The organism is Cupriavidus taiwanensis, assembly GCF_900250075.1.
GTDB lineage: Bacteria > Pseudomonadota > Gammaproteobacteria > Burkholderiales > Burkholderiaceae > Cupriavidus > Cupriavidus taiwanensis_C.
Genome location: NZ_LT977071.1, coordinates 2,472,991 through 2,498,490, shown reverse-complemented (window position 1 = coordinate 2,498,490; position 25,500 = coordinate 2,472,991). Strand labels below are relative to the sequence as shown.

Here is a 25,500-nt window from a genome sequence, read left to right as displayed (position 1 = left end):
GCTACGTGCAGTTGGCCCGGTAGGCTTCCTGCAAAGACTTGCGGGACTTGTCGCGCTCGATCTTGGGGATCGTGCGTCCCTGGGCTGTCTGCGTGGCCGGGCCGGAAGACTGGTAGGAGCGCTGTTTCGGGGTGGCGTTGTACTGCGCCTTCAGCGCTTCGCATTTGGCCCGCCTGGCCTGGTCCGGGTCTTCGCTGGCGGCAGCCGGCGGGCGGTAGGGGCTGGCGCCGCCCTGCACGGCCTCGGCGATGGCGCCGGCGGCATCCGGCGTCGAGGCATGCTGTGCGCTTGCGGCGGTGCAGCCCAGCGCCAGCAGCGCCACGGCCATGCATTGTCTGGAGATCAGCATGAAAGACCCCGGTTGCGATCGGCAATGCCGCATGGCGGTGCCGCGGGCCGCGAGCACCATTGCCCGATCGTCCGGCCCGACAACCATGATATGTGCCAAGGCGTGGATTGCCAGTGCCTTGTTGCCGGCGCACGCGCCTCCTGGTCCGGCACAGCCCTGACACGCATCCGGCGCCTGTAGTCCACGCAAGCGGCAGCGCGCCTTCACCCAGGACAGCCCCCATGCAGACTGAACCGCTTACCCCGCCCGGCGAGCGCAGCGCACGGCCCGAGCCTGGCTGGTGGCGCTGGCTGCCCGGCCTGACCATGCTCAGGACCTACCAGGCCGCGTGGTTGCCGCGCGACCTGGCGGCCGGCCTGGTGCTGACCACCATGCTCGTGCCGGTCGGCATTGCCTATGCCGAGGCCTCGGGCGTGCCCGGCGTGTACGGGCTGTATGCCACGGTCGTGCCATTGCTGGTCTATGCCGTGTTCGGTCCCAGCCGGGTGCTGGTGCTGGGGCCGGATTCCGCGCTGGCGGCGCCGATCCTCGCCGTGGTGATCCAGGTCTCCGCTGGCGATCCCGCGCGCGCGATCGCCGCGGCCAGCATGATGGCGGTGGTCTCGGGCGTGGTCTGCATCGTGATGGGGCTGCTGCGGCTGGGATTTATCACCGAGCTGCTGTCCAAGCCGATCCGCTACGGCTACATGAATGGCATCGCGCTGACGGTGCTGGTCAGCCAGTTGCCCAAGCTGTTTGCCATCTCGGTCGACGAGGGCGGGCCGCTGCGCGAGATCCTGGCGCTGGGCCGGGCCATCCTGGACGGCCAGACCAACTGGTACAGCTTTGCAGTCGGCGCCGGCAGCCTGGTGCTGATCCTGCTCCTCAAGCGCTTTGAACGGCTGCCCGGCATCCTGATCGCGGTGGTCCTGGCCACCATCGCGGTAAGCGTGTTCGGCCTGGACCGGGCCGGCGTGAAGGTGCTCGGCCCGATCCCGCAGGGCCTGCCGCAACTGGCGCTGCCGTGGCTCAGCGGCGCCGACCTGGTCAAGATCGTGCTGGGCGGCTGCGCCGTGGCGCTGATTGCGTTCGCGGATACCAGCGTGCTGTCGCGCACCTATGCGGCGCGCTACCACACCCGGGTCGACCCGAACCAGGAGATGGTGGGCCTGGGCGCCGCCAACCTGGCCGCGGGCTTCTTCCAGGGCTTCCCGATCAGCAGCAGCGCCTCGCGCACGCCGGTGGCGGAGGCCGCCGGGGCGAAGACGCAGCTGACCGGCGTGGTCGGCGCGCTGGCCGTGGCGCTGCTGCTGCTGGTGGCGCCCAACCTGCTGCAGTACCTGCCCAGCAGCGCGCTGGCCGCAGTGGTGATTGCCGCCGCGCTCGGCCTGTTCGAGTTTGCGGATCTCAGGCGCATCTATCGCATCCAGCAATGGGAGTTCTGGCTGTCCATGGTGTGCTTTGCCGCGGTGGCGGTGTTTGGCGCGATACCGGGCATCTGCCTGGCCGTGGTGATTGCCGTGATCGAGTTCCTGTGGGATGGCTGGCGGCCGCATTTTGCCGTGCTCGGCCGTGTCGAAGGGCTGCGTGGCTATCATGACGTGCAACGCTATCCGCATGCGAAACGCATCGACGGCCTGCTGCTGTTCCGCTGGGATGCGCCGCTGTTCTTTGCCAATGCCGAGCTGTTCCAGGAGCGGCTCATGGAGGCGGTGGAGGACTCGCCCACGCCGGTGCGCCGCGTGGTGGTGGCCGCCGAGCCCGTCACCAGCGTGGACGTGACCTCGGCCGACATGCTGCGCGAACTGATCCGGACGCTGCACGAGCGTGGCATCGCGGTGCACCTGGCCGAGATGAAGGATCCGGTGCGCGACAAGCTGAAGCGCTTCGAGCTGCTGGAGCTGATCGGCGAGAAGAACTTCCACGCCACCGTCGGCGGCGCGGTGGATGACTACGTCGGCAAGGGCAGGGCGCCTGCGGCCGGCGCGGGGTGAGCCGCGGCGGTTCGGCAACGAGGTGCGCCGTTTTTTCCGGTTGTCGTATTAGGGCGGGAGGGTTTATCGGGCCGTGGCCTTGCGGCCAGCGCTCAAGTCCTTAGCCGGCCGCCAACGTGGCGCGCCGTTTGGCACGTGCCAGCGCCTGGTGCATGGTTTGGAGCAGCACCTCGGGCGGCCGCGCACCCGACACGCTGTGCGTGCCGTTGAACACAAAACAGGGAACCCCGAGACCGGGGCGCGCCGGCGGGTCGAGCGGGCCGTGCACCGATGGCAGCCAGTCCAGGTCATGCGCGCCGGTGCTGTCGGCATGCTCCGGCAAGGCGATGCCGCACGAAGCCGCGGCCTGCCGCAGTACCCGCGGGTCGCCGATATTTTCGGCGCGTATGAAGTAGCGCTGGAACAGTTCTTCGATCAGCAAGCCAGCCACGCCAGCGCCCGCCTGCTGGCGCGCATGGCGCACCAGCCGGTGGGCCAGCAGCGTGTTCGGGAAGGTTTCGATGCGCTCCAGTGCCAGCGTGAGTCCGGCATCCTTTGCCGCGGCACGCACTTGCGCCTGTCGCATCGCCACGGCCTCCGGGCTGCCCAGCCGCGCCAGGTAGAACTCGCGGTACGGCAGGCCGGCAGGCGGGGTCGTGGGAATCAGCGGATAAGAACGCCACGCCACCTGCACGGCGACGTCCGGGCGCTCGCGGCCAAGCCAATCGATGGCGGTTTCCAGGTGCTTCTTGCCGATCAGGCACCAGGGGCAGATCAGGTCGAAATAGGCCTCGACCGAAAGTGTCGCCGGTTGATCCGAGGCAAACGACTGGGGCCTGGAACCGTTGTCGGGGTGTGGGGAATTGTCGGGGTATTGCATGCGTTGGCTCCTGATCATGTCATCGGTGCGCGCGCCTGCCGGGTCTCCGGCGGCGCGGTCCGGCGGCTTTTGTTGCCGTCTGCGGTGAGCACGGAGTTTGGTCCAATGGTCCGACGAAATTTTGACGATTCGGGACGATCAATTGACATTTCGTGACAGGCAGGGAAAACACGATGTCCGGCAAGCCACTGGCAGCTTGCGCGTTCGCTGGGGGCCGCCGCAGAATGCGCCGACCTCTTTCCCGCGGCATGCATTGCCGGCGCGCTAGCGTGAACGCCTTGTCTCCTACCGTCCCCATCTCCGTCGTCAACGGCTTTCTTTGCGGCGCCGACCCCATGGCGATCGCGCGGCTGGCGGAGCGCTCCGGCATTGCGGCCGAACTGCTGGCGGAGCCGGCGGCGCGCGTGACGCAAGAGCAGTTCGCCACGTTGTACCGGCTGCTCGCGCACGAACACGACGATGAAATGCCGGGCATCTTCAGCCGCCCGCTGCGCAATGGCACGCTCAAGTACCTGTGCCTGAGCTTGCTGGATGCGCCAAGGCTGGAAGTGGCGCTGCACCGGTTCGGGCAGTTCTTCCACCTGATCCTCGACGATTTCCGCGTCGAGTCGCGGCGCGATGGGGCTTCGGGCTATGTGGAGCTGATGGAGTATCCGGCGTCGCCCGCCGTGAGCATGCTGGGCCGCGAACTGATGCTGAAGCTGGTGCATGGCGTCACGTCGTGGCTGGTCCGCAAGGAGATTCCGCTGCAGGCGGTGGAACTGCCATCCGGCCGGCCGCCGCTGGCCAGCGACCATCTCTACCTGTTTCCCGGTCCGGTGCATTTCGGCTGCCAGCGGACCCGCATGATCTTTGACGCGGCTTACCTCGACATGCCGGTGCGCCAACGCAAGCCGGATCTGGAGAAATTCCTGGCGCGCGCACCCGAGGACTGGATCTTTGTCTCGTTCGACGAGCAGATGACCTGTCATCGCGTGCGGCAGTACGTGGCCGAGCGCCTGCCGGAACCACCCACGATCGAGGCCGCGGCGCTGGCGCTGCATTGTTCGGTGCGAACGCTGTGCCGCCGCCTTGCCGCGGAAGGCACCACCTTCCAGGCCATCAAGGACGATGTCCGGCGCGATATCGCCATTCAGCGCCTGACGCGCTCGGCGGATCCGATCGCGGCCATTGCCTTCGACGTGGGCTTCGACAATCCCACCGCGTTCCATCGTGCCTTTCGCCACTGGACCGGGAGCACGCCGAATGCCTACCGCCGCGCGCCGTAGCCGCGTATCACAGCTGCATATCTCAGCCAGGCAATGTGCCGGCAACGCCGGCCGGCGACTGACCGTTTCCGCCATCACGGGCGGCTTTGCGTGCGCATTGCGCGGCTGCCGCGGCACACGCCCGCAAAGCGGCAGGTTTTGTCAGCGATTGGGCCGGATTTGGTAGCCGCCCTGGCGGGCGCCGCCACTACGATGCCGGCATCAGATCCGCGCGGGCCAACGCGCGGCACCGAATCAAGCGAGGGGACATATGGCAATCGAAGGCTACAGCATGGCAACGCTCTGCGCGTTCGTCGGCAAGGAACTCGGCGTGTCCGAGTGGATGGAAGTGGACCAGGCGCGCATCGACGCGTTCGCGGAATGCACGGAGGACCGCCAGTGGATCCACGTTGACGTCGAGCGCGCCCGCAAGGAAAGCCCGTTCGGCGGCACCATCGCCCATGGCTACCTGACGCTGTCGCTGCTGGCGGGAAAGCTGACCGGCATGGGCGTGGTGCCGGGCGACGCGCGCGCCGCGGTGAACTACGGCCTGGAGAAGACCCGCTTCCTGGCGCCGGTCAGGGCAGGCGGGCGCGTGCGCAACCGCGTCAGGCTGCTGGCCGTCGATGACAAGGGCGACGGCCGCGTGCTGTTGCGCATGGAGAACACGATGGAAGTCGAGGGTGAAGCCAGGCCGGCAATGGTGGCGGAAGCCCTCGCGCTTGTGATGGCATGAAGCGGGACACGACACCGGAACAGGGCAGAAAACAAGGCAGAGGCAGGAGCAGCAACATGACAACCGCATCCAGGGCGCGCGCGCCGGCCAGCAAAGCCGGCAGGAACCGGCAGGCCGCGACGGTGATGGCCGCCACCGCGGCCGGGGCCATCGAAGCCGTCGAAGCCGTCGAAGCCGTCGAAGCCATCGACGCGAACCCGGCGCTGGCCGGTCCCAATCCATTCGTCGGCCTGAGGCCGGAGGACTTCGTCAGCGCCGCGCAGCAGATCGGCGCCCAGTGCGTACAGGAGCCGGTGCTCGTGCTCGAGCAGCAGGCGCAATTGGCGCACGATCTCGTCAGCGTCCTGGATGGTTCGGCGCCGTTGCCGTCGGCGCGGGACCGGCGCTTTGGCGATGCCGCCTGGCGCGACAACCCGTTGTACCGGATGTCGCTGCAGGGCTACCAGGCCTGGCGAGACGCGTTGGGCGGCCTGGTGCGGCGCTCGGTGATGGACGCGCGCAGCAAGCACCGCGCGCAGTACTTCACCGAGCTGGTGATCGATGCGCTGGCCCCGACCAATACCCTGCTGGGCAACCCCGCCGCGCTGAGAAAGACGGTGGAGTCGTGCGGGATGAACCTGGTCAGCGGGCTGGCCAACCTGGTCGCCGATACCCTGGGCAACGGCGGCATGCCGGCCCAGGTGGACAAGGAAGCCTTCAGCGTCGGCCGGAACCTGGCGACGACGCCGGGCGCGGTGGTGTTCCGCAACGAACTGCTGGAACTGATCCAGTACGCGCCGTCCACGGCCCGCGTGCATGCGCGGCCGCAGCTGATCGTGCCGCCGCAGGTCAACAAGTTCTATGTGTTCGACCTGGCCCCCGGCAAGAGCATGGTGGAGTACCTGTTGGCGCGGGAGCTGCAGGTATTCATCGTCAGCTGGCGCAATCCCACCGCGGCGCAGCGCGACTGGAACCTGGATACCTATGTCAGCGCGCTGATCGAGGCGATCGGGGCGATCCGCGACATCACCGGCAGTGCCGACGTCAACCTGCATGGCGCCTGCTCGGGTGCGATGACCATGGCGGCGCTGATGGGTTATTGCGCCGCCAGCGGCGAAAAGCTGGTGCATGCCGCGACGCTGATGGTATCGGTGTTCGGACTCGATGCGCAGTCGCAGCTCGGGCTGTTCAGCACGCCCGAGGCCGTCACCGCAGCGCGGCAGGGCAGCCAGGCGCTCGGCGTGCTCGACGGCGCGGCGCTGGGACGCATTTTTGCCTGGCTGCGGCCCAACGACCTGGTGTGGAATTACTGGGTCAACAACTACCTGCTCGGCAATGCGCCGCCGGCCTTCGATGTCCTCTACTGGAACAACGACACCACGCGGCTGCCCGCCGGCCTGCACGGCCAGTTCCTCGACATGCTCACGCTGAACCAGCTCGCCACGCCGCGCACGCTGCACGTGCTGGGCCACGCCATCACGCTGTCGGACGTGACCTGCGACAAGTATGTGCTGGCCGGCATGACCGACCACATCACGCCATGGAAGGCGGTTTACCGGTCGATGCGCGCCTTTGGCGGGCGCACCGAGTTCGTGCTGAGTTCCAGCGGCCACGTGCAGAGCCTGGTCAATCCCCCCGGCAACCCGAAGGCGAAGTTCTTCCGTGGCGGCGCGCCGGCCGCCGATCCGCAGGCCTGGCTTGACGACGCGACCGCCGTGCAGGACTCGTGGTGGGAACACTGGAGCCAGTGGCTGCAGGCGCGCTCGGGACCAAAGCGCCGCGCGCCCGACGTTCCCGGCAGCGCGCAATTCGCACCCTGTGGCGATGCGCCCGGACGCTATGTGACCGAAGCGTGATGCGCAGCCCATGGGCGCCGGCCCATGCCGCAGCGGCCAACCCCAGTTTCGATTTTTGCAACCCAACCGTGAGGAGACACCCAGATGGAATCGACCAACACCGCTGACGCCGCCGCCCGGCAGGCGTCCCAGGCCCCGCACCGCAAGCTGCTTGACTTCGTCCGGCACAATCGCCTTGACCCGGCCGCGATCCTCGAGTCGCGCCGCAAGGACATCGAGGCGCTGGCCAGCATCAACATCACGCTGCTGAGCGGCCTGCAATCGGTGGTGCGCCTGCAGGCCGAGTACCTGTGCGACACCGCCGCCGACCTGCAGGCGCTGGCGCGCGGCGGCCAGCCCGCCGAGGGCAAGGCTTCCGCCACGGTGGCGCAAGCGCTGCCGCGCTCGCTGCACAAGGCCGTGGCCGGCCTGCGCGGCCTGAGCGATACCCTCTACAAGACCCAGGCGGACAGCATCGCCACGGTCGGCCGGCGCATCGCGGAGAACGTCGAGGAGGTCAAGGGCATCCTGCGCCCCAAGGCATGAACGCAGGCGGGCAAGGCCGGCGCGCCGGCCATGCCCGCGCGCCAACGTCTCCAGGACGAACCGATGACAACCATCAATGCCGGCACGCAAGCCGGCCACAAGCTCCAGGTCCGGACCGTGGATCTGGACGGCCAGGTACTGCGGGCCGGCATCCGGCCGGGCCGGGACGCCGGCCCGCCGCTGCTGGTCTTCAACGGCATCGGCGCCAACTTCGAACTGCTCAGGCCCTTTGTCGACGCACTGCCCGACATCGAAGTGATTCTCTTCGACGTTCCCGGCGTGGGCGGCTCGCCCGCGCCGCTGATGCCTTACCGCTTCTCCAGTCTCTGCGTGCTGGCCGACCGGCTGCTGTCGCGCCTTGGCTACGATGGCCAGGTCGATGCGCTGGGGGTGTCGTGGGGCGGAGCGCTGGCGCAGGAGTTTGCCCGGCTTCAGGCCCACCGTTGCAGGCGCCTGGTCCTGGCGGCGACCTCGCCCGGCGTCATCATGGTGCCCGGCAGGCTGTCAGTGCTGACCAAGATGATCGGCCTGCGCCGCTATACCGACCCGCAGTACCTGCGCCGCGTTGGCGCCGACCTGTATGGCGGCGCCGTGCGCCATGACCCCGCATGGCTCGACCAGCACGGCCGGCACATGCAGCCGCCGCGCGGACGCGGCTACCTCTACCAGCTGCTGGCGGCCTGGGGCTGGAGCAGCCTGCCCTGGCTGGGCGCGCTGAAGCAGCCTACGCTGGTGATGCACGGGACCGACGACCCGATCGTGCCGCCGGTCAATGCCAGGATCCTGGCCGCGGCCATTCCCCACGCGGCGCTGCAGCTGGTCGACGACGGCCACCTCTTTCTTGTGACCGGCGCCGACAGCGCGGCCAGAACCATCGGCCGCTTCCTGCGCGCATAGTCAACCGCTTCAGCGCACGCCTTGACGCACGCAGCACGGCCCCCGGATGGGGGTAATGCCGTTCAGTTAACCACTGTCGTTCCCGCGTAGGCGGGAATGACGGTAGTGTTTGATGACTTAACTGAACGGCATTACCCCGGATGGGGGGCGCATGCTGCGATTCGTGAGCTGGGCATCACCCTGGCGGGTGGGCGGTTTTACTTATCTCGCATTTGGAAAAATTTCATCTCTGTCGCGGGACCGGCTCCCATTAAAGTTGGTCAGAGCAAGAATATGTACGCCCGGGGTACATCCCACGGGGCCGGTCCAGGGTATGGCGGGACAACCCGGGCAGGCTGAAGGGGGGGGTATCCACCATAGGCAATTGATATTGCAGGATTCCTGGCGGAGGACGGCATGGATGCAGGCAAGCAACTGGCTCACGCGCGTGAAGTGGGCGTCAAGACGGGCGTCGTGCTGCAAAAGCGGCTGAGGAACGCGCAGGAGGCCTATATACATCGTGTGCAGCAGGCCATGGGCGAGGACAGCGCGGCCCCCGCGCCGGCGAAGTGGGCCGCCGGCCTCGATCCGATGAACGGCTATGCCTACGCGGTCGACAGCATGCAGCGTGCCATCCTGTTCTGGGACACGCTCAGGGAGCGGGGCAACCACTTTGTGGAAAACGCTACGCACGGCCTCAAGCCGGTCCTGCACTTCGACTACGAAACCGTGATGGATGGCCGCCAGTTCGCGCGGCCAGTCAACTACGCGCTGCTGAAAATCACGCCGCCCGAAGGCGTGACCATCGATGACAGCCGCCGCCCCTATGTCATCATCGATCCGCGTGCCGGGCACGGCCCGGGTATCGGCGGGTTCAAGGACGATTCGCAGGTGGGCGTGGCGATGCGTGCCGGCCACCCGGTCTACTTTGTTATCTTCTTCCGTGACCCGGAGCCGGGGCAGACGCTGCTCGACGTATGCGAGGCGGAGCAACAGTTCATCCGCAAGGTACGCGCCCTGCATCCGGACAGCGCCAAGCCGGCCATCATCGGCAATTGCCAGGGGGGCTGGGCCGCGATGATGCTCGGTGCATCGGATCCGGACGACACCGGCCCGATCGTCATCAACGGTGCGCCGATGTCGTACTGGAGCGGTGCCTGGAGCGCGGGCGAGGGCGACAACCCGATGCGCTATTCCGGCGGCCTGCTGGGCGGCACCTGGCTGGCATCGCTTACGGCGGACCTCGGCAACGGCAAGTTCGACGGCGCCTGGCTGGTGCAGAACTTTGAGAACCTGAACCCGGCCAACAGCCTGTGGGACAAGTACTACAACCTGTACCGCAAGGCCGACACCGAGCCGCCGCGCTTCCTCGAGTTCGAGCGCTGGTGGGGCGGCTACTACCTGATGAACCGCGAGGAGATCGAATGGATCACGCGCAACCTGTTCGTCGGCAACAAGCTGTGGAGCGGCGACGTCAAGGCGGCAGGCGGCAAGGGCTTCGACCTGCGCGAGATCCGGGCGCCGATCGTCCTGTTTGCATCGATGGGCGACAACATCACGCCGCCGCAGCAGGCCTTCAACTGGGTCGTTGACGTCTATGGCAGTACCGACGAAATCAAGGCGCGCGGCCAGGTCATCGTCGGGATGATGCACCGGAGCGTGGGCCATCTTGGCATCTTCGTCTCCGGCAAGGTCGCAAAGAAGGAGCATACGCAGATCGTTTCGGTGCTGAAGAGCATCGAACTGCTGCCCCCGGGCCTCTACGGCATGGTCATCCACGAACACAAGCGCGGCGATGGCATCGAATACGAGGTCGAGTTCGAGGAACATTCGCTGGAGGAGCTCGCCGGCCGGCTCAACCGCTTCGAGCGGGCCGACGAGAAACCGTTCGAGGCCGTTGCCGCGCTGTCGGACTTCAACCAGCGCGCCTATGAACTGTTCGCGCAACCGTTCGTCCAGGCCATGTCGAACGAGGCGTCGGCACGGATGCTGCGCGAGTTCCATCCGCTGCGGGTGCAGAACTGGGCGTTGTCGGACCTGAATCCCTGGATGGCCTGGCTCAAGCCCGCGGCCGAGGCGGTCAGGGCGAACCGCCAGGCCATGGCGGATGACCATCCGCTGAGGCAGCAGGAACAGGCGGGGGCGGAAATGCTCAGTGCCGGCCTCGACGCTTACCGCGCCGTGCGTGACGCGATGACGGAGGCGTCGTTCTTCAACCTGTACGCCAACCTGTTCTCGTTCCTGTCGCTGGACAAGCCTTCCGCGCCGGCAGCCATGGCGCCGCAGGAACCGCCGGAAGTCAGGGCCGCGCTGGCCTCGGTCGGCGAGGGCGGATACACCGAGGCGATTGCCCGGCTGGCCTGCCTGCTCAATCGCAAGGGCGAGCCCTTGCCGCTGTCCCGGCTGGAGCTGCGCAAGGAGCTGGTGACGGACTACGCGGACTTCCTGCCGGAACTGCCCCCTGACGCCTGGCGCAAGACCCGGGGCCAGCAGGAGCTGATCACCCGGTACGCGCCCGAGCAGGCGCTGGAGACGCTGCCGGCCTTGCTCAGGCACCAGGCCGACCGTCAGCGGCTGCATGCGCTGGCCGAAAAACTGCGTACCGACGAGCGCCTGCTTGGCACCAGCCCCACGGCGGAGCAGGCTGCGATGCTGGGGCGGATCCGCGCGGTGCTGGCGCCGAAACCCGAGCGCGGCCGCGCCGGTGGCGCATCGCTCACCCGTGCATCCTAGGGCGATGCGGTACGAGACCACGTGCGGACCCAGCGCCGCCCGCCGACCACGCTGAAACCAGAGCAGGAGCCTGCCGTGAACGCCAGACATGAGAAGTACCAGCGGCTGATCGACTATTGCAAGACCATCCCGCCCACCCCGACCGCGGTGGCGCATCCATGCGATCACGCATCGCTGGAAGGCGCAGCCGAGGCGGCCCGCATGGGCCTGATCGCGCCGATCCTGGTCGGGCCGCGCAGCCGCATCGAGGACGCCGCGCGTGCCAGCGGCATCGACGTCGGCGCGTACCCGATCGTCGATGCGCCGCACAGCCACGCGGCGGCGGCGGCCGCGGTGCAACTGGTGCGCGAAGGCAAGGCCGAGGCCATCATGAAGGGCAGCCTGCACACCGACGAGCTGATGGGGGCGGTGGTCGCGGGCGACAGCGGCCTGCGCACCGCCCGGCGCATCAGCCACTGCTTCGTGATGGACGTGCCCGGGCACGAGGACGCGTTGATCGTGACCGACGCCGCGGTCAATATCGCCCCGACCCTGTCCGAAAAGGCCGATATCCTCCAGAACGCGATCGACCTGGCCCACGCCCTGCAACTGAAGGAGGTCCGCGTGGCGATCCTGTCGGCCATGGAGACCATCAATCCCAAGGTGCCATCCACCATCGAAGCCGCCGCGCTGTGCAAGATGGTCGACCGCCACCAGATCACCGGCGCGGTGGTCGACGGCCCGCTGGCGCTGGACAATGCCATCAACCTGGATGCGGCACGCATCAAGAAGATCGATTCGCCGGTGGCCGGGCGCGCCAACGTCTTGCTGGTGCCCGACCTGGACGCCGGCAACATGCTCGCCAAGAGCCTGACGTTCCTTGCCGGCGCGGATGCCGCCGGCATCGTGCTGGGCGCGCGCGTGCCCATCATCCTGACCAGCCGCGCCGACACGGTGACGACGCGGCTGGCGTCGTGCGCGGTGGCTGCCCTGGTCGCCAAGGCGCGGCGAGAGTCCACCCAGGTGGCGGGGTGACGTCATGGCAGAGATCATCCTGGTCCTGAACGCGGGCTCGTCAAGCCTCAAGTACCGCGCCTACGATGTCCATGACAACGCACTGAGGCTGGTACTGCGCGGCAGCATCGAAGGGCTTTACACCGCTCCGGCGTTTCGCGCGGCCGATGCGGCCGGCGCCGAAGTCGAAGCCAGGCAGTGGGATGCCGGCACCCAGCTCGGGCACGAAGGCGCTATCGCCTACCTGGCGGATTTCCTGCGCGGCCATGGGGAAGGGCATACGCTCGCCGCGGTGGGGCACCGGGTGGTGCACGGCGGCGTGCGCTTCACGCAGCCGGCAAGGGTGACCGAGGCGCTGCTGGCGGAGCTCGACACGCTTTGCCCGCTCGCGCCGCTGCACCAGCCGCACAATCTCAAAGCCATCCGCATTCTCGCGCAGCGGCGTCCGGCCTTGCCGCAAGTGGCGTGTTTCGACACCGCCTTCCACCGTGCGCAGCCGGAAGCGGCGCAGGCGTTCGCGCTGCCGGTGGAAATTACCGGCCGCGGCGTCAGGCGCTATGGCTTCCATGGATTGTCCTACGAGTACATTGCCAGCGTCCTGCCGCGCATCGACGCCGCCGCGGCCGCGGGCCGCACCGTCGTCGCCCATCTCGGCAATGGCAGCAGCATGTGCGCACTGGTGGCGGGGCGCAGCGTGGCCAGCACCATGGGCTTCACCGCCGTGGACGGGCTGCCCATGGGAACGCGCTGCGGCAGCCTGGATCCGGGTGTGATCCTGTACCTGATCGGCGAGCTCGGCATGGATGCCGGGGCCATCGAGGACCTGATCTACCGCAGGTCGGGGTTGCTCGGCATGTCCGGCGTGTCGAGCGATATGCGCGCACTGCTTGCCAGCGACGACGCGCGTGCCCGCTTTGCGGTCGAGGTGTACACGTACCGCATCGCGCGCGAGCTTGGCTCGCTCGCCGCGGCCGCGCAAGGACTGGACGCGCTGGTATTTACCGCGGGCATCGGCGAGCATGCGGCACCGGTTCGCGAGCGCGTGTGCCGGCAGGCGGCATGGCTGGGCGTAAGCATCGATGCCGCGGCCAATGCGCGTAACGGGCCGCGGATCAGCGAGGTATCGGGCAAGGTACCCGTCTGGGTCATCCCGACCGACGAGGAGTTGATGATCGCCAGGCATACCCGGGAGATCATCGCAACGCCCGCGCCATGACCGCCGCACCGGCAGAGCAGTGGACCGACAGGGCGCGATGGGCGCCGCGTCAGCAATGAACCTTCAGGGGACGCGACATGACACCCGAGAACAGACAGCCGATTCTCGCCAATACCAGGGCACTCGTCTGCGGGATTGCGAACACGCATTCCATAGCCTACGGTTGCGCCAGGGCCTTCCACGAACTGGGCGCGGAAGTTGCCATCACCTATGCCGGCGAAAAAGCCCGTCAATATGTCGAGCCGGTGGCACAGGAACTTTCCGCCCCGATCTTCCTTCCGCTGGATGTGACCAGCGAGGCGGAAATGGATGCGCTGTTCACGCGGATCCGGGACCAGTGGGGAAAGCTCGATATCCTGTTGCATTCGGTGGCCTGGGCCCCGAAGGACGACCTGCAGGGCGGCCTGCTCAATTGTTCGGCGGAAGGCTTCGCCCGGGCCATGGACGTATCCTGCCATTCCTTCATACGCATGGCCCGGCTGGCGGCGCCGCTGATGCGCGATGGCGGCACGATGTTCACCATGAGCTATCACGGCGCCAACAAGGTGGTGCCGAACTATAACGTCATGGGACCCGTGAAAGCGGCGCTCGAGGCGGTGTCGCGCTACCTGGCGTACGAGCTTGGCCCGCAGGGTATCCGCGTGCATGCGATCTCGCCCGGGCCGCTCCAGACCCGCGCCGCATCGGGCCTGAAGGATTTCGACCTGATGCTCGCCGACGCGGTGCAGCGCGCGCCGCTCGGCGAACTGGTCGACATCATGGACGTGGGCTACACCTGCGCGTTCCTGGCCACGCCGTACGCCCGGCGGCTGTCGGGCGAAACCCTGTATGTCGATGGCGGCGTCAACATCATGGCCTGAGCGCCGGCTGTGACCGGGCGCCCGCGCCGGCTATTGCCCGCTGGCCTGCAACGCCAGCGTGACGACACGTAGCGTGGCGTCGTCGGGGCATGGTGTGTCGGCAAATCCCAGGCGCTTCGCCAGGCGCCGCATGGCGGTATTCGACGACAGCACATAGCCGTCCATGCGCCGATAGCCGCGGCGCCTGGCAACATCGATCAATACCCGCAGCAACTGGCTGGCGAGGCCGAGCCCATGCCAGTCGTCGCTGACCGTCACGGCGAACTCGCAAGCGTCGCTGCCCGGTGCGGCAGCATAGCGGGCACCGCCGACGATGGCGGGCGCGTCGTTCTCCGTGGCGATCGCCACCAGGGCAAACTCGCGCTCCGGCGACGGATGCGTCGCCTGCTCGAGCATGGCCTCCGGCAGTTGCCGCATGGCCGCCATGAAGCGGGTATACCGCGCATCGGCGGACAGCTGGTTGAACGCGGCCAGCAGGCCGGCCTTGTCACGTTCGCCGATCTCCCGCACCAGGAGCTCGCGACCGTCGCGCACGGTGACGTTGAATGGTGCAAATACGTTTGCCGGATCGCACTCTTGCATGGGCAGTGAAGATAGATGAGGTGAGCAGGGAATAACCTGGGCAGATCCAGTTCATAGTAGTTGATGCGCAATGCCGGTGCCGGCACCCGCTTGCAACTCCCCATTTCATGCCTAGACTCCATATGGGCAAACCGCGCGCTTGCTTGCGCGGCTTGCGATCCCGCCATGTCCGCTGTCCGCCCTTCGCGTTGGCTGGCAGGCCTTCTTCTGTACGGCCTGATGGGCGCGCTCAGCCTTTGCGGACCCTCTGCCGCAGCCCAGCAAGCTCCGCCATCGCCAAATCCGCCAGCGTCGTCCCCTGCCGCTACCCCCGCGACCGGCCAGGCCACTCCCGCCAAGCCGCGCGGCCTGAACCTTGCCAACAAGCCCCGTACCGGCGACTTCGACGTGATGCTCAAGAGCCGCGTCATTCGCGTGCTGGTGCCGTACAGCCGCACGCTTTACTTCAGCGACAAGGGCCGCGAGCGCGGACTGACCGCCGAGCTGGTGCGCGACTTCGAGCGCTACCTGAACAAGAAATACGCCGACCAGCTCGGCAAGCGCCCGCTGACCATCATCATCATCCCGACCACGCGCGACCGGCTGCTGCCCGACCTGATGGCGGGACTTGGCGATATCGCCGCCGGCAACCTCACCGAAACCGAAAGCAGGCTCAGGCAGGTGGACTTCACCGCGCCGCGCGACCGCAAGCCGGTGCGCGAGCTGGTGGTCACGGGGCCAAAGGCACCACCGTTGCAGCGCCTCGACGATCTCGCCGGAAAGACCGTGCATGTCCGTCGCGCCAGCAGTTATTTCGAAAGCCTGACCGTGCTGAACGACGGCCTGCGCCGCGCCGGCAAGGCGCCGGTCAAGCTGGTCATGCTGCCCGACGCGCTCGAGGACGAAGACGCGCTCGAGATGCTCAACGCGGGCGTGCTGCAGATCCTGGTGGTCGATGACTGGAAGGCCGCGACGTGGGCGCAGATCCTGCCGAACATCAAGGTGCGCGAAGACCTGGCCGTGCGCGAAGGTAGCTATACCGGCTGGGCCTACCGCAAGAACAGCCCGCAACTGCGGCAGGCAATCGAGGACTTCTACCTCAATGTCGTCAAGAAGCAGGGCGGAGCGGAGTACCGGCTAAAGCAGACCATGCTGCGCATCAAGCAGATCAAGAACAATACGGACGATGCCGAGTACAAGCGCTTCCAGCAGACCATCGCCTTCTTCGAAAAGTACGGCAAGGACTATGGCTTCGACCCGCTGATGCTGGCCGCGCAGGGTTTCCAGGAATCACAGCTGAACCAGGAGGCGCGCAGCCATGTGGGGGCGGTCGGCATCATGCAGATCATGCCAGCCACCGGCAAGGAACTGAATGTCGGCAATATCCGGATGGCCGAGGCCAACGTCCACGCCGGCGCCAAGTACATGGACCGGCTGATGACGAAATACTTTCCCGACGCGCATTTCTCGGAAGCGGACCGGCCGCTGTTCGCCTTCGCCAGCTATAACGCCGGGCCGGGAAATATCGCCAAGATGCGCAAGGAAGCGGCGGCGCGCGGACTGGATCCCGACAAGTGGTTCAACAACGTCGAGATCGTGGTGGCGGAGAAGATCGGCATCGAGACCACCACCTATGTGCGCAATATCTTCAAGTACTACGCGGCGTACCGGCTGATGCAGGACATGCAGGCGTCGCGCGAGCGCGCGCTCAGGCAGGTGCAGAAATAGCGGCGGCAGCCAAACCATGGAGGCGGTCAAATACGACAGCGGCAAGAACGTCGCAGGGGTTGGCGGCAATGACGTAAATTGCATTGGGTGCGAGCCCGGCCACCCGATCGACAATTTCGAGCGCGACTTCCGCATTCGTCTTGGCCAGGTCCAGGCGTGTCTGGCCCGGTTTCACACCGACGCCGGCCGTTATCACGATGATATCTGCGTCGCGGGCGTCTTCGTATTCACCAGCGTGGAAGCGATTGTGCCCCCAGAACGCCGCGGCATGGGCCAGGTCGTTCCCAGCCGGTCCGCGCACTCACGGGAGCTCTAATTCGTCCCGCGTATCAGCCAGTCGGCGCGCGGCCATTGATTAGCCCGGCTTATAAAGCCTTTAAGCATCCATTTGCTACTCAGTCCGGCATGAATCCGCGAAGATGCAGCGGATGACAACGCGTCGATTTCCTCCCTGGACCCCTTTGCAGCGCCGGGCGCCGCAGCTGCTCGCCAGTGCGCTGCTTGCTTTGGCAGCTTGCTTGCCGACGCAGGCCATGGCACATGGATGGAGAAGGTCACCGATGCGCAATACAACGCCCGCTAGGCTGCGCCGGGGTTTGCGGACCGGCGTGATCGCACTGGTTATCGGCTGGGGCCTTGTCGCCGCGAGCCATGCTGCCCCGGCAGCGCAGGAGTCCCGCAACATGGCCAGCACGCCAGCAGCCGCACCTAGCCCAGCTGAAACCCTGACCGCGCGCCAGCAGGCCATCGTGCCGATCGGCGCGCTGGGTGCCGCAGGCGACATCGCCAGGCTGAACGGCGCCTTGAACCAGGGGCTGAATGCCGGCCTGACGGTCAATGAGGCGAAGGAAATCCTGGTGCAGCTATACGCCTACGCCGGCTTTCCGCGTAGCCTCAATGCGCTGGCCGAACTGATGAAGGTGGTGGAAGGGCGCAGGCAGCGCGGCATCCGGGACGCAGCCGGCGCCTTGCCCAGCCGCCCCCCGCCGCAGGGCGACGCGCTGCTGGCCGCGGGAACGGCCAACCAGACTCGCTTGTCCGGCGCGCCGGTCAAGGGCGCGTTGTTTGACTTCGCCCCGGCCATCGATGACTACCTGAAGACCCACTTGTTCGGCGATATCTTCGAGCGCGACAACCTCGACTGGCAAAGCCGCGAACTGGCCACGCTCGGCATGCTGTCGGCGCTGCCCGGCGCCGAGTCGCAACTGCAGGCGCACATGCGTATCAGCCTGAACGTCGGCCTCACGGCCGCTCAACTGCGGCAGCTTACCCGCGTACTTGCCGAACGCGTGGATGCCGACAGCGCCCGAAGGGCCGGCGAAGCCCTGGCGCGGCATCTGGCCACTGCCCCTGGCGCGAAGTAGAACGCTTGCCGCGGCTGCGTCGCGGCGGCTTCGGGGCACACCACAAAACTGTACTCCCTGCCCGCCCTCCGCTTTGTACACACCGGCCTGGCCGCCGGAAATCTACTCTGGTGTCACCGCAACGCTCCGGCCGTCCTGGCTTCGCAAGACAGGACGGGCCGGGCGGCGCCCCGTTACAGGACACCAAGCCAATGAGCACCCCCAAGCCTGAAACAGGCCACATCGCCCCCTATACCCATCCCGCCGCCGGCTGGGGCGCGCTGAAGTACGTTGCCATCAACCTGATCAAGGAGAAGGTGGCCGGCGGCAACTACAAGATGCTGTTCAAGCAGAACCAGGCCGACGGCTTCGACTGCCCCGGCTGTGCCTGGCCGGACCGGCAGCATGCCTCGACCTTCGAGTTCTGCGAAAACGGCGTCAAGGCGGTGGCGGCCGAGTCGACCAGCATGCGCGTGACCCCGGAGTTTTTCGCGCAGCACACGGTGACGTCGCTGATGGCGCAGACGGACTATGAGCTGGAGCAGCACGGGCGCCTGACGCAGCCGATGGCCTACGATGCGCAGACCGACAAGTACCGGCCGATCGCCTGGGACGAGGCCTTTGCGCTCATCGCGCGCCACCTGCGCGCGTTGCCGGATCCGAACCAGGCCGCGTTCTATACCTCGGGCCGCGCCAGCAACGAGGCCGCGTTCCTGTACCAGCTGTTCGTGCGCGCCTATGGCACCAACAACTTTCCCGATTGCTCCAATATGTGCCACGAGGCCACTAGCCGTGGCCTGCCGCAGACCATCGGCGTGGGCAAGGCCACCGTGGTGCTGGATGACTTCGAGCATGCCGACACTATCCTGCTGTTCGGCCACAACGCGGCCACCAACCATCCGCGCATGCTGGGCGAACTGCGCGAATGCGCGCGGCGCGGCGCCACCATCGTGTCGATCAATCCGCTGCGCGAGCGCGGCGTGGAGCGCTTCACCAGCCCGCAGCACCCGGTGGAGATGCTGACCGGGTCCAGCACCAGGATCGCGTCGATGTTCGTGCAGCCCCGGCTGGGCGGCGACTTTGCGCTGATCAAGGGCATGGCCAAGCGCCTGGTCGAGCTGGACGACGAGGCCATCCGTCACGGCCGCGAGCGCCTGATCGACGTGGACTTCGTGCGCGAGCACACCGTCGGCTTCAGCGACTTTGTCGATGACCTGCGTGCCGAAAGCTGGGCCGACATCGTTGCCGAGTCGGGCGTGCCGCAGCAGGATATCGACGCGCTCACGCAGGTCTATGCGCGCGGCAAGCGCGTGATCGCCTGCTGGGGCATGGGGCTGACGCAACACAAGCATTCGGTGCCGACGGTGCAGATCCTGTCCAACCTGATGATGATGCGCGGCAATATCGGCCGCCCGGGTGCCGGGCTGCTGCCGGTGCGCGGCCATTCCAACGTGCAGGGCGACCGCACGGTGGGGATCGAAGAGAAGCCCGAGCCGGAATTCCTCGATCGCCTGCAGGCCGCCTTCGGTTTCGAGCCGCCGCGCCAGCATGGCTATGACGTGGTGCACACCATCTCGGCGATGCTGGCGGGCAAGGTCAAGGTCTTTGTCGGGCTGGGCGGCAACTTCTCCACCGCCACGCCGGATACGCCGCGCACCTTCGCGGCGCTGCGCCAGTGCGACCTGACTGTGCACATTGCCACCAAGCTCAACCGCAGCCACCTGGTGCACGGCAAGGAAGCCCTGATCCTGCCGACGCTGGGCCGCACCGAGATCGACCAGCAGGACGGCGTGGCGCAGGGCGTGACGGTCGAGGACTCGGTCTGCATGGTCCATATCTCCTTCGGCATGAACGCGCCGGCATCGCCGCACCTGTTGTCGGAGATCGCCATCGTCGCGCGCATGGCGGCAGCCACGCTGGGCTCGGAGACGATCGACTGGCTCTGGTATGCGCAGGACTACGCCCGCATCCGCGATGCCATCGAGCAGGTGATCGACGGCTTCGACAGCTATAACGAGCGCGTGGCGGTGCCGGGCGGCTTCCACCTGACCCCGCCGGCGTGCCACCGGGTCTGGCATACGCCATCGGGCAAGGCCCAGTTCCTGGTCAACCGCATCGACAAGGACACCCCCATCAACCGTGCGCGCCAGCAGTATGGCGACCGGCTGATGGTGATGATGACCACCCGCTCGCACGACCAGTACAACACCACGATCTATGGCCTGGACGACCGCTACCGCGGGGTGTTCGGCCTGCGCCGGGTGGTCTTTATCAATGCCGCGGACCTGGCGCGGCTGGGCCTGGAGGCGGGGCAGCACGTCGACATCACCAGCGTCTGGGACGACGGCGTACAACGCCGGGTCGAGGACTTCGTGCTGGTCGAATACGACATCCCGCAAGGGTGCGTCGGGGCGTACTACCCCGAGACCAATCCCCTGGTGCCGCTGGAGAGCACCGGCGATGGCTGCGGCACGCCCACCTCCAAGTCGGTGCCGGTGCTGCTGACGCCGTCACGGCACCAGCCCGAAGTGGTGGCACGCTGATCTTCCCGTGCACCGCTGCGACGAAGGCTAGCCACGACCCCTGATGAGCGCTTCCCTCTCCCGCTGCGCGGGAGAGGGGAGGAGCCACGCGCGTGCAAGGCTGCATCAATATTCTTCAAGAGACTCCAGATGGAATCCACCGAACTGGCCGGACACACCGGCTTTGAAACGCGTGACATCGTGCGGCACAAGCGCCGCGTGACCCAGCCGGCCACCGACAACGTCGCCGAGGAGCTGCCGGTGGCGCTGGTGTACAACGGCATCTCGCATGCGGTGATGATGTGCACGCCGCTGGACCTCGAGGCCTTCGCGGTCGGCTTCTCGCTGACCGAGGGCATCGTCGCACGCAACGCCGAGATCCACGATCTCGAGGTGCGCATGCATGCGCACGCCGCCGAAGTGCAGATGGAGATCAGCGAGCACGCCTTCGCCACCATGCGCGCGCGCCGGCGCGCACTGGCCGGACGCACCGGCTGCGGCGTGTGCGGCCTCGAAAGCATCGCGCTGCTGGACCTGGAGCCGGCGCGCATGCCCGAGCCGGCTGCCCCGATCGTGCCGTCGCGCGCCATGATCGAGCGCGCCGTCGCCGCGCTGCCGTCGCACCAGCGGCTGATGCAGGCCACCGGCGGCGTCCATGCCGCGGCCTGGTGCGATGCCGGCGGCGAGATCCTCCATGTGTTCGAAGATGTCGGCCGCCACAATGGCCTGGACAAGCTGATCGGCCACCTGGCGCTGCAGCGCGTGGACATGGCGGACGGTTTCGTGCTGCTGTCCAGCCGCGCCAGCTATGAACTGGTGCGCAAGGTCGCGCGCATGAACATCCAGATGCTGGCGACGATCTCGGCGCCGACCGCGCTGGCCATCCGCATCGCCGAGCAGGCCGGTGTGCGCCTGCTCAGCTTCTGCCGGCAGGACGGCTACGTCGACTACACCAGTGCGTCTATGCAAGGCACACGCGGAGACGCGGCATGCTGAACTTCGACGAGGCCCAGGCCGTCTTCGCAATGTGCGCGCAGCCGGTGCGCGAGACCGAGACCGTGTGGCTGGGCCTGCTGACCGGCCGCGTGCTGGCCCGCGACGTGGCCGCGGTGATCGACACGCCGGCGGCCGACCGCAGCGCCATGGATGGCTATGCGGTGCGCTGCGCGGACTGCCGCGCCGATGCCTGCCTGCCGCTGCAGCAGGTGGTCTATGCCGGCACCCAGCCGCAGCCGCTGCTGCCCGGCCATGCCATCCGCATCTACACCGGTGGCGTGATCCCGCCCGGCGCCGATGCCGTGGTCGCGCTGGAGGATGCCGACGAGACTTACCAGGGTATGGTGTGCGCGCGGGCGCCGCTGCCCGGCCAGCATATCCGCCGCCAGGGCGAGGATGCGCGCCGGGGCGACCTGCTGCTGTCGGCCGGCACGCTGCTGCATGCCGGCCATATTGCCGCGCTGGCATCGCAGGGCGTGGCCGAGGCCGAGGTCTGCCGGCTGGTCGAGGTGGCGATCCTGACCTCAGGCGACGAGGTCGCCGCGCACGACGAGCCGCGCGATGTGTACCAGGTGCATGACGTCAACGGCCCCATGCTGGAATCGCTGGTGCAGGCGATGGGCGCGGTGGTGAGCTGCCACCGCCACGTGCGCGACGACGAGCGCGCGCTGCACGACATGCTGCGCGAGCTGGCCGGCGCCGCCGACCTGGTGCTGGTCACCGGCGGGGCCTCGGTCGGGCAGCGCGACCTGGTGGCGGCGGCGCTGGCTTCCGCCGGTGGCGAACTGCTTTGCCGGGGCGTCAACATGAAGCCCGGCAAGCCGGTCACGGTCGGGCGCCTGCGCGGCAAGCCCGTGGTGTGCCTGCCGGGTAATCCCGCTGCCGCCTATGCCACCTTCGCGCTGCTGGTGACGCCCTTGCTGCGCCGCCTGCAAGGACGGTCGGAGCTATTTCCGCCAGTCGGCCGGGTCAGGGCGGCATTGGCCGGAACGCGACCGCACCGCGGCGATGCCTTCTGGCGCGTGGGCGAGATCGGCAATTTCGGGGGGCGCGACAGCTTCGTGCAGGTCAATGCACAGCAGGGCGCGGCGTCCGTATCCGCGCTCGGCCAGGCGTGCGGCTTTGTGCGGGTGGAACCCCAATGCGCCGGATCCCTGCAAAACGTGCCGCTGCCGTACTATGATCTCCAGCGTTGGCTCAGCTGATGCCGGCGGCGCGTGGCCGGAGCAGGCAGCGGGCCGGGGCCGCAGGGGACGGCAAGCAAGGGGAGCGCGGCGTGAAACTCTATGAAAAGCTGGCTGCGGATATCGAGGCCCTGGTGCAACAGGGCGTGCTGCTGCCCGGCGAGCGGATTCCCTCGGTGCGGCAGACCAGCCAGCACCACCGCATGAGCATTACCACCGTGATCCGCGCCTACGTGCTGCTGGAGAGCCGCGGCATCATCGAAAGCCGGCCGCAGTCCGGCTACTTCGTGCGCGCGCGGGCGGGCGAGCCGGTGGCCGCGCTGCGCCCGTCGCGGCCCAGCGCCAAGCCTTCGGCGGTGGATGTCAGCGCGCTGGTGCTGTCGACGCTGCGCTCGATCCGTTCGGACGAGGCCGTGCCGCTGGGCTCTCCCTATCCGGATCCTTCGCTGTTCCCGTGGCAGCGCATCAACCAGTACGCCAACAATATCGCGCGCCGCTATGCCAAGTGGACCATGCTGGACGACCTGCCGCCCGGCAGCCCCGAGCTGATCCGGCAGATCTCGCGCCGCTATCTCGAGAACGGCTACGCCATCGACCCGAACGAGGTCATCGTCACCATCGGCGCGACCGAGGCGATCAACCTGTGCCTGCAGGCGGTGGCCAGGCCCGGCGATACCATCGCGGTGGAGTCACCGACCTACTACGCCATGCTCCATGCCATCGAACGGCTGGGCATGCGCGCCATCGAGGTGGCGACCGATCCCGCCGATGGCATCGACATCGATGCGCTGGCGCGGCTGATCGATGAAAAGGGCGTGGCCGCCTGCATGGTGATGCCCAACTTCCAGAACCCGCTCGGCTTCCAGATGCCGGACCAGAACAAGCGCGCGCTGGTGGCGATGCTGACCGCGAAGGACATACCGGTCATCGAGAACGACGTCTACGGCGAACTTTATTACGGCGAGGCCCATCCCAGTTCATTGAAGGCCTATGACGAGGCCGGCATCGTGTTGCATTGCTCCTCGTTCTCCAAGACCCTGACCAATGCCTACCGCATCGGCTGGGCGCTGCCGGGGCGCTACCGCGAGGCGGTGGAACGGCTCAAGTTCCTCAATACGCTGACCACGCCGGCGATTCCGCAACTGGCGATCGCCGAGTTCCTGAAGAACGACGGCTACGATTTCCACCTGCGGCGCGTGCGCAAGGCCTATGCGCAGCAGGCCAGCATCATGGCGGCCACGGTGCGCCGGTTCTTCCCCGATGGCACCACCACCTCGCAACCGGCCGGGGGCTACGTGCTGTGGGTGCAGCTGCCCGCGGGCATCGACGCGATGGAGATGTACCACGCCGCGCTGGAGCACCGCATCACCGTGGCGCCGGGGCATATGTTTGCGCCGGGCGCGACCTATCGGCACTGCATCCGGCTGAATTACAGCGGGGAATGGTCGCCCGGCATCGAATCTGCCGTGCAGACGCTGGGCAAGATCGCGCAGCACCTGCTGGCGCGCAGCCGCGAGCAAAGTGAGGATGAACGCTAGCATGCAGGACGCCGACATCGATCCCGCCATCGTTGCGGTGCTCCAGGTGCTGTGCCAGGCCGGCCGCGACGGCGGCGGCCCCTGGTCGCTTGCCCGGATCGCCAAGCGTTCCGGCCTGCCGATGAGCGTGCTGCGGCGCGTGCTGACGCAGCTGCAGGCGGCCGGACTGGCCGACATGTCGATCGACGAAGCGGGTCGCGGCCATGCGAGCCTGACCCCGGCCGGCGCCGAGCTCGCCGCACAGGTTTTCCCCGAAGCTTGACAGCGTGCCAGCTCCGGGGCCGCGGCTCAGCCCCCCACCAGCGACATGCGTACCGTGGGATATTGCCGTTTGCCGCTGGCAAACCTTTCCGCGCGTATTCCGGCGCGCAGCTCCGAGTAACGGTCGCCGCGGGCCTGCCATGCCTGCCGGATCGCCTGCGCCAGGTCTTGCTCCGGGCATGCGGCGCCCAGATGCTGGCGCAGGTCGACCGACCGGATGGCAAACAGGCACAGGTGCAGCCGGCCATCGACCGACACGCGGGCGCGGGTGCAATCGCCGCAGAACGGCTGCGACACGCTCGAGATAAAGCCCAGCTTCAGGCTGCCATCGGCCAGCAAGAAATTGCTGGCGGTCTCGCCAGCGCGCCTGGCGAGCGGCAGCAGCGCATGCGCGCGCTCGATCGTGGCGCGCAATTCCTCCGACGGCACTACGCGCGCTTGCGACCAGCCGCTGGGACCTTCCACGTCCATATACTCGATAAAGCGCAGCGTGACGCCGCTGCCGCGAAAGTGTTCGACCAGCGGCAGCACCTGGCCGTCATTGGTGCCGCGCTCGACCACGCAGTTGACCTTGACCGGGGCCAGGCCGGCGGCGCGGGCTGCGTCGATGCCCTCCAGCACGCGGCCGACCGGAACTTCCACATCGTTCATGGCGCGGAAGATGCCGTCGTCCAGGCTGTCGAGGCTGACCGTGACCCGGTCCAGCCCCGCGTCGCGCAGTGCGCGGGCCTTGCGCGCCAGCAGGCTGCCGTTGGTGGTCATCGCCACAGCCACCGGCTTCCCCTCGCGCGTGCGCATCGCGGCAATCCGTTCGACCAGTGACTCGATGCCCTTGCGCAGCAGCGGCTCGCCGCCGGTCAGGCGCACCTTCCCGACGCCCAGGCCGACAAAGGCGCGCACGATGCGCAGCAGCTCGTCATCGGATAGGCGTTGCGCGGGCGTGAGGAACGGATAGTCGCGCCCGAAGCGCGACTTGGGCATGCAGTAGGTGCAGCGGAAATTGCACTGGTCGATCACCGACAGGCGCAGGTCGCGCAGCGGGCGACCAAGCTGGTCGAGCACGGCGGGCGTGACGGGGCCCGGCACGGCGGCGGGATGGCCGGACGTGGCCGGCAAGGCTTGCACAGGCGCTGCTTGCATGGGGAGTCTCCATAAGCGTATGCGG

22 protein-coding genes are annotated in these 25,500 nt (G+C 67.6%); 17 read left to right on the top strand and 5 right to left on the bottom strand.

Translation table 11 applies throughout. The annotated features are described in order from the left end of the window. Position 1: 1 nt before the first annotated feature. Entirely contained in the window at positions 2 to 349 is a 348-nt protein-coding gene (locus CBM2588_RS27605) for a hypothetical protein (RefSeq protein ID WP_115683426.1), read from the bottom strand. Positions 350 to 570: 221 nt separating this feature from the next. Between CBM2588_RS27605 and CBM2588_RS27600 the strand changes: the two genes are divergently transcribed. Further along, positions 571 to 2,322 carry a SulP family inorganic anion transporter gene (locus CBM2588_RS27600; protein WP_115683425.1) on the top strand — a complete coding sequence of 584 codons (1,752 nt, stop codon included), beginning with the start codon at positions 571 to 573 and terminating at the stop codon, positions 2,320 to 2,322. 100 nt (positions 2,323 to 2,422) lie between these two features. Here the strand turns inward: CBM2588_RS27600 and CBM2588_RS27595 are convergent, their stop codons facing one another. Then, positions 2,423 to 3,181, bottom strand: a complete 759-nt coding sequence (locus tag CBM2588_RS27595; RefSeq protein ID WP_231942295.1) for a DsbA family oxidoreductase — start codon at positions 3,179 to 3,181, stop codon at positions 2,423 to 2,425. 248 nt (positions 3,182 to 3,429) lie between these two features. On the opposite strand from CBM2588_RS27595, the gene CBM2588_RS27590 reads away from it, so the two are divergent. The 9 genes from CBM2588_RS27590 (at position 3,430) to fabI (ending at position 14,202) form a co-directional block, all read left to right on the top strand. Beyond that, positions 3,430 to 4,449 carry an AraC family transcriptional regulator gene (locus CBM2588_RS27590; RefSeq protein ID WP_115683423.1) on the top strand — a complete coding sequence of 340 codons (1,020 nt, stop codon included), beginning with the start codon at positions 3,430 to 3,432 and terminating at the stop codon, positions 4,447 to 4,449. 250 nt (positions 4,450 to 4,699) lie between these two features. Continuing rightward, the gene (locus CBM2588_RS27585) at positions 4,700 to 5,164 is read left to right on the top strand and encodes a MaoC family dehydratase (protein WP_115683422.1); all 465 of its coding nucleotides are present in this window, start codon (positions 4,700 to 4,702) and stop codon (positions 5,162 to 5,164) included. Positions 5,165 to 5,289: 125 nt separating this feature from the next. Next, positions 5,290 to 6,999, top strand: a complete 1,710-nt coding sequence (locus CBM2588_RS27580) for an alpha/beta fold hydrolase (RefSeq protein ID WP_115683763.1) — start codon at positions 5,290 to 5,292, stop codon at positions 6,997 to 6,999. 84 nt (positions 7,000 to 7,083) lie between these two features. Continuing rightward, the gene (locus tag CBM2588_RS27575; protein WP_115683421.1) at positions 7,084 to 7,524 is read left to right on the top strand and encodes a phasin family protein; all 441 of its coding nucleotides are present in this window, start codon (positions 7,084 to 7,086) and stop codon (positions 7,522 to 7,524) included. Between the two features lie 63 nt (positions 7,525 to 7,587). Next, positions 7,588 to 8,421 (top strand): poly(3-hydroxyalkanoate) depolymerase, encoded by an 834-nt coding sequence (gene phaZ / locus CBM2588_RS27570; RefSeq protein ID WP_115683420.1) that lies wholly within the window; start codon positions 7,588 to 7,590, stop codon positions 8,419 to 8,421. Between the two features lie 396 nt (positions 8,422 to 8,817). Beyond that, positions 8,818 to 11,133: a DUF3141 domain-containing protein gene (locus tag CBM2588_RS27565; protein ID WP_115683419.1), complete on the top strand. Its 2,316-nt coding sequence runs from the start codon at positions 8,818 to 8,820 to the stop codon at positions 11,131 to 11,133. A gap of 75 nt (positions 11,134 to 11,208) precedes the next feature. Beyond that, positions 11,209 to 12,147: a phosphate acetyltransferase gene (locus tag CBM2588_RS27560; protein ID WP_115683418.1), complete on the top strand. Its 939-nt coding sequence runs from the start codon at positions 11,209 to 11,211 to the stop codon at positions 12,145 to 12,147. A 4-nt stretch (positions 12,148 to 12,151) separates the two neighbouring features. Beyond that, a complete protein-coding gene (locus CBM2588_RS27555) occupies positions 12,152 to 13,342 on the top strand; it encodes an acetate/propionate family kinase (protein ID WP_115683417.1) in 1,191 nt (396 codons plus the stop codon). A gap of 77 nt (positions 13,343 to 13,419) precedes the next feature. Then, complete coding sequence (fabI, locus tag CBM2588_RS27550; protein WP_115683416.1) at positions 13,420 to 14,202, top strand: enoyl-ACP reductase FabI; 783 nt, start codon at positions 13,420 to 13,422, stop codon at positions 14,200 to 14,202. A gap of 30 nt (positions 14,203 to 14,232) precedes the next feature. On the opposite strand, the gene CBM2588_RS27545 is transcribed toward fabI, so the two are convergent. Continuing rightward, positions 14,233 to 14,784 carry a GNAT family N-acetyltransferase gene (locus CBM2588_RS27545; protein WP_115683415.1) on the bottom strand — a complete coding sequence of 184 codons (552 nt, stop codon included), beginning with the start codon at positions 14,782 to 14,784 and terminating at the stop codon, positions 14,233 to 14,235. A gap of 165 nt (positions 14,785 to 14,949) precedes the next feature. On the opposite strand from CBM2588_RS27545, the gene CBM2588_RS27540 reads away from it, so the two are divergent. After that, positions 14,950 to 16,491 (top strand): transglycosylase SLT domain-containing protein, encoded by a 1,542-nt coding sequence (locus tag CBM2588_RS27540; RefSeq protein ID WP_115683414.1) that lies wholly within the window; start codon positions 14,950 to 14,952, stop codon positions 16,489 to 16,491. On the opposite strand, the gene CBM2588_RS27535 is transcribed toward CBM2588_RS27540, so the two are convergent. Then, positions 16,472 to 16,792, bottom strand: coding sequence for a lactate/malate family dehydrogenase (locus CBM2588_RS27535; RefSeq protein WP_231942294.1), 321 nt, complete (start codon positions 16,790 to 16,792; stop codon positions 16,472 to 16,474). The genes CBM2588_RS27540 and CBM2588_RS27535 overlap by 20 nt on opposite strands. Before the next feature lie 382 nt (positions 16,793 to 17,174). On the opposite strand from CBM2588_RS27535, the gene CBM2588_RS27530 reads away from it, so the two are divergent. From CBM2588_RS27530 to CBM2588_RS27505, 6 genes are all read left to right on the top strand, one after another. Then, positions 17,175 to 17,855, top strand: a complete 681-nt coding sequence (locus CBM2588_RS27530) for a carboxymuconolactone decarboxylase family protein (RefSeq protein ID WP_231942293.1) — start codon at positions 17,175 to 17,177, stop codon at positions 17,853 to 17,855. 191 nt (positions 17,856 to 18,046) lie between these two features. After that, on the top strand, positions 18,047 to 20,377 hold the full coding sequence (locus CBM2588_RS27525; protein WP_115683412.1) for an FdhF/YdeP family oxidoreductase: 2,331 nt from the start codon (positions 18,047 to 18,049) through the stop codon (positions 20,375 to 20,377). Between the two features lie 129 nt (positions 20,378 to 20,506). Next, entirely contained in the window at positions 20,507 to 21,352 is an 846-nt protein-coding gene (gene fdhD / locus CBM2588_RS27520; protein WP_115683411.1) for a formate dehydrogenase accessory sulfurtransferase FdhD, read from the top strand. After that, entirely contained in the window at positions 21,346 to 22,557 is a 1,212-nt protein-coding gene (locus tag CBM2588_RS27515) for a molybdopterin molybdotransferase MoeA (protein ID WP_115683410.1), read from the top strand. The genes fdhD and CBM2588_RS27515 overlap by 7 nt, the downstream gene beginning before the upstream one ends. Before the next feature lie 71 nt (positions 22,558 to 22,628). Then, a complete protein-coding gene (locus tag CBM2588_RS27510) occupies positions 22,629 to 24,074 on the top strand; it encodes a PLP-dependent aminotransferase family protein (RefSeq protein ID WP_115683409.1) in 1,446 nt (481 codons plus the stop codon). 1 nt (position 24,075) lies between these two features. Further along, positions 24,076 to 24,336, top strand: coding sequence for a helix-turn-helix domain-containing protein (locus CBM2588_RS27505; RefSeq protein ID WP_115683408.1), 261 nt, complete (start codon positions 24,076 to 24,078; stop codon positions 24,334 to 24,336). Positions 24,337 to 24,362: 26 nt separating this feature from the next. Here the strand turns inward: CBM2588_RS27505 and moaA are convergent, their stop codons facing one another. Then, positions 24,363 to 25,475 (bottom strand): GTP 3',8-cyclase MoaA, encoded by a 1,113-nt coding sequence (moaA, locus tag CBM2588_RS27500; protein ID WP_115683407.1) that lies wholly within the window; start codon positions 25,473 to 25,475, stop codon positions 24,363 to 24,365. Between the last annotated feature and the right edge of the window lie 25 nt (positions 25,476 to 25,500).